A 6,403-nucleotide genomic window follows, 5' to 3' on the forward strand; every position below is an offset into this window, starting at 1 on the left:
GGTGCGTACCTCGGCGGCCAGGCCCCACTTTGCCTTGAACTTCTCAATCTCCTGCACCGTTTCGTTGAGGCGCCCCGCCGCTGTCTCGCCGGAAACCGTCTGAATCGCCGGCTTCTCTCTCTTTCCGTCGTGCAAGGCAATTTTCCAGCTCTTGCTCGACAACTCTAATGCCACTGCAAAAACTTCGACTTCAGGCGTAAAATCGTTGGCGCGGGTCGGTTGCATGATTTTCTCCTAAGTTGATTCTTCGAACCTTCACTTTAGGATTAATTTGCGTCTTTTGCCGACCCGCCTTCATTCATAGTATCTACAAAACCGACAAATTCGGACCCGGCACCTTAGCTTAGCGCAATTCCCCCTTGCGCGGCGGCTTTCTCGACTTGCACCAGGGTGTCGTAGAAAGTCGGCGCCCGGCCCATGTCGGTCAGGCGCTGGCTGGTCACTTCGTTGACGTTCTTGCCGTCGCCGGCGAGTTTTTTCCACCACACCGACAGGCCCACGACCAGGCCCACGCGGGCCTTGTCGGTGAGCCGCGCCTTGGCCACGAAGGAGCCGCGGTCGTTGAAGATGCGCACCATGTCGCCGTGGGCGATGCCGCGCGCGGCGCCGTCGTCGGGGTGGATGTCCAAATGCGGCTCGCCCTCGGCCGAACGCAGGCTCTTGATGTTGACGAAGGTCGAGTTGAGGAAGTTGCGCGCCGGCGGCGACAGCATCGCCAGCGGATACCTGGCCGCCAGCGCCGGGTTGCTGGCGGCCGACTCGTACGGCGCGATGTAGGTCGGCAAGGGGTCGAGCCCGTCGGCCTGCATCGTCGCCGAATAGAATTCGCATTTGCCCGACGGCGTGGGAAAGCCGCCGGCGGCGAACGGCGCCTCGGCCATGGCCAGCTTTTGCCAGCCCTTTTGCTTCAGCGACTCCCAGTCGAAATGCACGGCGCGCGCGTCGCCGGCGTCGAAGGCGCGCGCGGCCAGCGCGTCGTCGCTGTCCTGGAAGCACGGGTCGTCAAAGCCCATGCGCGCGGCCAGCAGGCGGAACACCTCGGTGTTGGGCTTGGCCTCGCCCATCGGCGCGACCGCCGCGTTGTTGGCCATCATGTACAGGTGGCCGTAGGCCAGGTGGGCGTCGACGTGTTCGAGCTGGGTGGTGGCCGGCAGCACGATGTCGGCGTAGTCGACGGTGTCGGTCTGGAAATGTTCGAGCACCACGGTAAACAAGTCTTCGCGCGCGAAACCCTGCGCCACCTTCGACGAATCCGGCGCGATCGCCAGCGGGTTGGAGTTGTAGACGATCACGGCTTCGACTTTCGGGCCGAACTCGGGCGAACTCTCGCGCAGCAGGTCGTCGCCGATGGTGGTCATGTTGATCGTCCGCGGCTTGCCCTTCAACAGGTCGGGCCGCTGCAGCGCCGCGCGGTTGACCGGGAACGAGCCGGACGAGGACAGTTGCATGCCGCCGGCCGGCTGGCGCCAGGCGCCGATCAGCGCCGGCAGGCAGGCGATGGTGCGCACCGACATGCCGCCGCCGCGCACGCGCTGCACGCCGTAGTTGGCGCGGATGGCGACGGGTTCGCCGTCCTTCGCCATCTGGCCGTACAGCCGCGCCAGGTCGACCACCTCGGCCACGCTGATGCCGCAGACCTCGGCGGCGCGCTCGGGCGGCCACTCGGCGGCGCGCTGTTTCAACTCGTCGAAGCCGAGCGTGTAACGGGCGATGTAATCATGGTCCAGCAGGTCGTCGGCGATCAGCACGTGCATCATGCCCAGCGCCAGCGCGGCGTCCGTGCCCGGCAGCAAGGCGATGTGCTGGTGGCATTTCTCCGCCGTCAGCGAGCGGTACGGGTCGATGGCGATCAGTTTCGCGCCGCGCCGCTTGGCTTCCTGCGCGCGGGTCCAGAAATGCAGGTTGGAGGCGATCGGGTTGCCGCCCCAGATCAGGATCAGCTTGGCGTTCTGGAATTGTTCGAGGTCGGTGCCGATGGTGGCGCCGACGGTGTAGCGGTAGCCGGTGCCGCCGGCCGAGGCGCAGATGGTGCGGTCCAGCAGCGAGGCGCCGAGCTGGTGGAAGAAGCGCGACGACATCGACTCGCCCTGCACCAGGCCCATCGTGCCGGCGTAGCTGTACGGCAGGATCGCCTGCGGCGCCCGCGCGGCGATGTCCCGCAGGCGCGCCGCGATGGTTGTCAAAGCCTCGTCCCAGCTGATGCGCTCGAACTTGCCCTCGCCCTTTTTACCGACCCGGCGCAGCGGGTAGAGCAGGCGCTCGGCGTGGTAGGTGCGTTCGGTGTAGCGCGACACCTTGGTGCACAGCACGCCGGCCGTGGTCGGATGGTCGGGGTCGCCCTTGACCTCGGTGGCCACGCCGTCCCGCACGGTGACCAGCAAGGCGCAGGTATCGGGGCAGTCGTGCGGGCAGGTTGCGCGAACTTGTGTCGTCGTCATCAGATAATCTCAATAAAAGCGGCTGTGGAAGCCCATACTGTAAACCATTCCCGGCCGGCGTACGCGGCGCTGGTGGGTGCGCTGGTTCCGCAGGCTCGACAAGGGCTACAATGGCTTATTCACCGTGCATGTTTTCGATCAAACACGCGCGCCGGCAGAAGCGGCACCCCGCATTGCGAATTCCAGGAGAGTCCGATGAAACTAGTTGATCCCATCATAGCGTTTCAAGCCGAGCTGCGACAGATACGCCGCGATCTGCACGCCCATCCCGAACTGTGTTACGAGGAACGGCGCACCGCCGACGTCGTCGCCGCCAAGCTGACCGAGTGGGGTATTCCGGTGGTGCGCGGGCTGGGCCGCACCGGCGTGGTCGGCATCATCAAGAACGGCACCTCGGAACGGGCGATCGGCCTGCGCGCCGACATGGACGCGCTACCCATGCAGGAAAACAATACCTTCGCGCACGCCTCGCGCCACCCGGGCAAGATGCACGCCTGCGGCCACGACGGCCACACCGCAATGCTGCTGGGCGCGGCGCGCCACCTGGCGCGGCAGCGCGACTTCGACGGCACCGTCTACCTGGTGTTCCAGCCGGCCGAGGAAGGCGGCGCCGGCGCGCGCCAGATGATCGAGGACGGCCTGTTCACGCAATTTCCAATGGACGCGATCTACGGCATGCACAACTGGCCGGGCGCCGCGACCGGCACGCTGAGCGCGGTGGCCGGTCCGATGATGGCGTCGAGCAACGAGTTCCATGTTGTCGTCAAGGGCAAGGGCGCCCACGCGGCGCAGCCGCACAAGGGTATCGACCCGGTGATGATCGCGGTGCAGATCGCCCAGAGCTGGCAAACCATCATCACCCGGGAAAAGAGCCCGCTCGACACGGCCGTGCTGTCGATCACGCAAATCCACGCCGGCAGCGCCACCAACGTGATCCCCGACGAGGCCACGCTGGTCGGCACGGTGCGCACCTTCACCACGCCGGTGCTGGATTTGATTGAAAGCCGCATGCGCGCGGTGGCCGAGCACACCGCCGCCGGCTTCGGCGCCGAGGTCGACTTCGTGTTCAAGCGCAATTACCCGCCGCTGGTGAACCACGCCCGCGAAACCGCGTTCGCGCTGGAGGTGATGCGCTCGGTGGTCGGCGCCGAGCGGGTCAACGCCAACGTCGAGCCCACCATGGGCGCCGAAGACTTCGCCTTCTTCCTGCAACAAAAACCGGGTTGCTACATCTTCATCGGCAACGGCGAAGGCGAGCACCGCGATGGCGGCCATGGGCTCGGCCCTTGCGTGCTGCACAACGGCAGCTACGACTTCAACGACGAGTTGCTACCGATCGGCGCCAGTTTCTGGGTGCGCCTGGCGGAAATGAGCCTGCCGCCAGCGGCCTAATACCACGGGCGCCCCCCCGGGGTCGGACCTGAAGGGTTGACCCCGGCTCTTTGCCGTTGCTTGATTTTCAGCGTTGCCGGCCCTCGCGCTACCCCATCCCTAAGCCAACTTATCCGGCCCGTCGCCCAAACGCCGGCCCGGATTGAGCAGCTCCAACGCCAGCAACGCGGCCGAGTGGTCCGCCGTCGCGTGGCTGGCGGCGATACTTTCGTAGCGCTCGGTGACGAGTTGCGTCAACGGCAGGGTGACACCGGCCGCGCCGGCGGCCGCCAGGATGTTGTGCATGTCCTTGAGCTGGCTTTTCACTTGCCCGCCGGCGACGAAATTTCGCTCCAGCATGCGTTGCCCGTGCACCTCCAAGATTCGGCTTTCGGCAAAACCGCCGCGTATCGCCGCGCGCACCGCCGCCGGATCGGCGCCGGCCGCCTGCGCCAACAGCAGGGCCTCGGCCACGACGTTCAGGGTCGCGCCGACAATCAACTGGTTGCACAATTTGGCGACCTGGCCGCTGCCGGCCGGGCCAACCAGCGTCGCCCTCCCCATCGCGGCGAACACGGTCTGCGCGCGCGCGTAATCGGCCGCGCTGCCGCCGGCCATGATCGCCAGCGTACCGGCTTGGGCGCCGCCAACGCCGCCGGACACCGGCGCGTCGATGAAGCGGTGCCCGCGCGCAACAAGGCGGGCGTGGAATTGCTGCGCCTCGGCTTGCTTGGTCGAACTCATGTCGACCCACAGCGCGTCTGGCGCGAGCGCCTCGAGCGCGGCGTCGATCAGCTGCCCGACGATGGGGCCGGCCTCCAGCATCGAGATGACGATGTCAGCCTCGCGCACCGCCTCGGCAAGCGACTTCGCGACCAGCGCGCCGTCCGGCGCCAGCGCCTCGGCCTTGCTCAGCGTGCGATTCCAAACTGTGACAGAATGTTTGGCTTGCAAGAGACGGCGCGCCATCGGCTCGCCCATCAGACCGATACCCAGAAACGCGATTTTTGTGGAGAGTGTCAATTGAAATTCCTGATTTTGTTAAAATACAAGTAATTGTAAGAATGTGTTTATATATTCGCAATTAACACGCCCGGCTTGCCACTCTGGCGGCCGAGGCAGTAGCGAGGCTAATTTTACGATGAAAGATTATATGTTCTTCCAGAAGCGAGTATTGAAATCCCTCGTCGCGGGCATGGCCTTACTGGCCATGCAATTGGCTTATGCGGCCGACGACCCATTGATCGACGGCGCCTATGCCGAAGTCGCCATCGGCGCGCATGTCCGCATGGTGCGCGTTGGCGTCACTGCGGACTGGGGCCAGCGCTGGTTCCAGTCGAACGGCACGCACCTGAGCGGCTACTGGGACACTAGCGCCGGTGCATGGCGCGGCAACCACTACCAAAACGTCAAGGGCGCCAAGCAATCGCTGTACGACATCGGCTTCACGCCGGTGTTCCGTTTCCAGCGCGATGACAAAAAAGGCTTCTATGCGGAAGGCGGGATCGGCGTGCACGGCCTCTCGAAACTGTATGACAACGACGACAATCGTCTGTCGACGCACTTCCAGTTCGGCGACCACATCGGCGCCGGCTACGTTTTCGACAACAAGTGGGAACTCGGCGTGAAGATTCAACACTTCTCCAACGGCGGCTACAAAAAGCCGAACAGCGGCGTGAACTTCGTCAACCTCAAAGCCAGTTACCGCTTTTGATGTAGGCGCTGCGCCAGGCAGTCCCTCGCCCCTCGCCACAACGAGGGGTTTTTTTTCGCCCGCCGCTTGCCCCTCTCGTTGCGGCATGGCTTACGATGCCGTAACACTGGAGGAAACCCGGCATGCTATTAAAAATCGGCCAACTAGCCGGACGCACGGCTGGTTTAACGCCCACAAAAATGCGGACGAAAAAAAGCCCCACATCTCTGCGGGGCTTTTTTAATATAACAAGCCTGACGATAACCTACTTTCACACTGGTTGCAGCACTATCATCGGCGCAAAATTGTTTCACGGTCCTGTTCGGGATGGGAAGGGGTGGTACCAATTTGCTATGGTCATCAGGCATAACTTGTAAATCGCTTGCTCCACAACGGGGCAGCAAGCAATCAATCTGACCGGGGCGAATCATACACCATATCTTTCGCGATGGGTAACAAAAAATCGGCAAGCCAAACATTTTACCGTGACGTGTTCGCGCTGGCCGTGCACGAGCGCAAATTGCAAGGCTTCGGCGACACCGCCGTGCCCGCGCCGGCCCCCTAGCCGCCGACGCCGCAACCCGGCGCGCCCGACGCCGGCAGCGCCTTGGCCGACCAGGCATTGCTGGCGCGCCTGCAAGCGGGTCCTCCACAATCGTCAGCAACGCCCTGCCGCACGTCGGCTAGGCCGGACGCACGGCTGGTTTAACGCCTACAAAAACGCGGACGAAAAAAAGCCCAGTATCTCTACTGGGCTTTTTTAATATAACAAGCCTGACGATAACCTACTTTCACACTGGTTGCAGCACTATCATCGGCGCAAATTGTTTCACGGTCCTGTTCGGGATGGGAAGGGGTGGTACCAATTTGCTATGGTCATCAGGCATAACTTGTAAAACCA

Annotated in this window: 4 protein-coding genes, 2 rRNA genes and 1 pseudogene; 2 read left to right on the forward strand and 5 right to left on the reverse strand. The window is 63.7% G+C overall.

Going from position 1 to position 6,403, the window contains the following annotated elements:
• Positions 1 to 225: pseudogene (locus JANGC3_RS33415) on the reverse strand (IS110 family transposase); the annotation flags it as partial.
• 113 nt (positions 226 to 338) lie between these two features.
• Positions 339 to 2,438, reverse strand: coding sequence for a molybdopterin-containing oxidoreductase family protein (locus JANGC3_RS0127105; protein ID WP_035789086.1), 2,100 nt, complete (start codon positions 2,436 to 2,438; stop codon positions 339 to 341).
• Between the two features lie 195 nt (positions 2,439 to 2,633).
• Here JANGC3_RS0127105 and JANGC3_RS0127110 point away from each other — a divergent pair, with 195 nt between their 5' ends.
• A complete protein-coding gene (locus JANGC3_RS0127110; RefSeq protein WP_017879641.1) occupies positions 2,634 to 3,830 on the forward strand; it encodes a M20 aminoacylase family protein in 1,197 nt (398 codons plus the stop codon).
• Positions 3,831 to 3,929: 99 nt separating this feature from the next.
• On the opposite strand, the gene JANGC3_RS0127115 is transcribed toward JANGC3_RS0127110, so the two are convergent.
• Positions 3,930 to 4,832, reverse strand: a complete 903-nt coding sequence (locus JANGC3_RS0127115; RefSeq protein WP_269746284.1) for an NAD(P)-dependent oxidoreductase — start codon at positions 4,830 to 4,832, stop codon at positions 3,930 to 3,932.
• 130 nt (positions 4,833 to 4,962) lie between these two features.
• On the opposite strand from JANGC3_RS0127115, the gene JANGC3_RS0127120 reads away from it, so the two are divergent.
• The gene (locus JANGC3_RS0127120) at positions 4,963 to 5,523 is read left to right on the forward strand and encodes an acyloxyacyl hydrolase (protein ID WP_026133585.1); all 561 of its coding nucleotides are present in this window, start codon (positions 4,963 to 4,965) and stop codon (positions 5,521 to 5,523) included.
• 231 nt (positions 5,524 to 5,754) lie between these two features.
• Here the strand turns inward: JANGC3_RS0127120 and rrf (JANGC3_RS0127125) are convergent.
• Together rrf (JANGC3_RS0127125) and rrf (JANGC3_RS0127135) are read right to left on the reverse strand one after the other, a co-directional pair.
• Positions 5,755 to 5,867 (reverse strand): 5S ribosomal RNA (gene rrf / locus JANGC3_RS0127125).
• A gap of 407 nt (positions 5,868 to 6,274) precedes the next feature.
• Positions 6,275 to 6,386 (reverse strand): 5S ribosomal RNA (rrf, locus tag JANGC3_RS0127135).
• Positions 6,387 to 6,403 lie beyond the last annotated feature (17 nt).

Origin of the sequence: Janthinobacterium sp. CG3 (genome assembly GCF_000344615.1) — a bacterium.
Taxonomy (GTDB): Bacteria; Pseudomonadota; Gammaproteobacteria; order Burkholderiales; family Burkholderiaceae_D; genus Janthinobacterium.

Bases quoted from the DNA above. Each gene is read 5' to 3' on its own strand.
- JANGC3_RS0127105 (WP_035789086.1), bottom strand. From the start codon at position 2,438: ATGACGACGACACAAGTTCGCGCAACCTGCCCGCACGACTGCCCCGAT.
- JANGC3_RS0127110 (WP_017879641.1), top strand. From the start codon at position 2,634: ATGAAACTAGTTGATCCCATCATAGCGTTTCAAGCCGAGCTGCGACAG.
- JANGC3_RS0127120 (WP_026133585.1), top strand. From the start codon at position 4,963: ATGTTCTTCCAGAAGCGAGTATTGAAATCCCTCGTCGCGGGCATGGCC.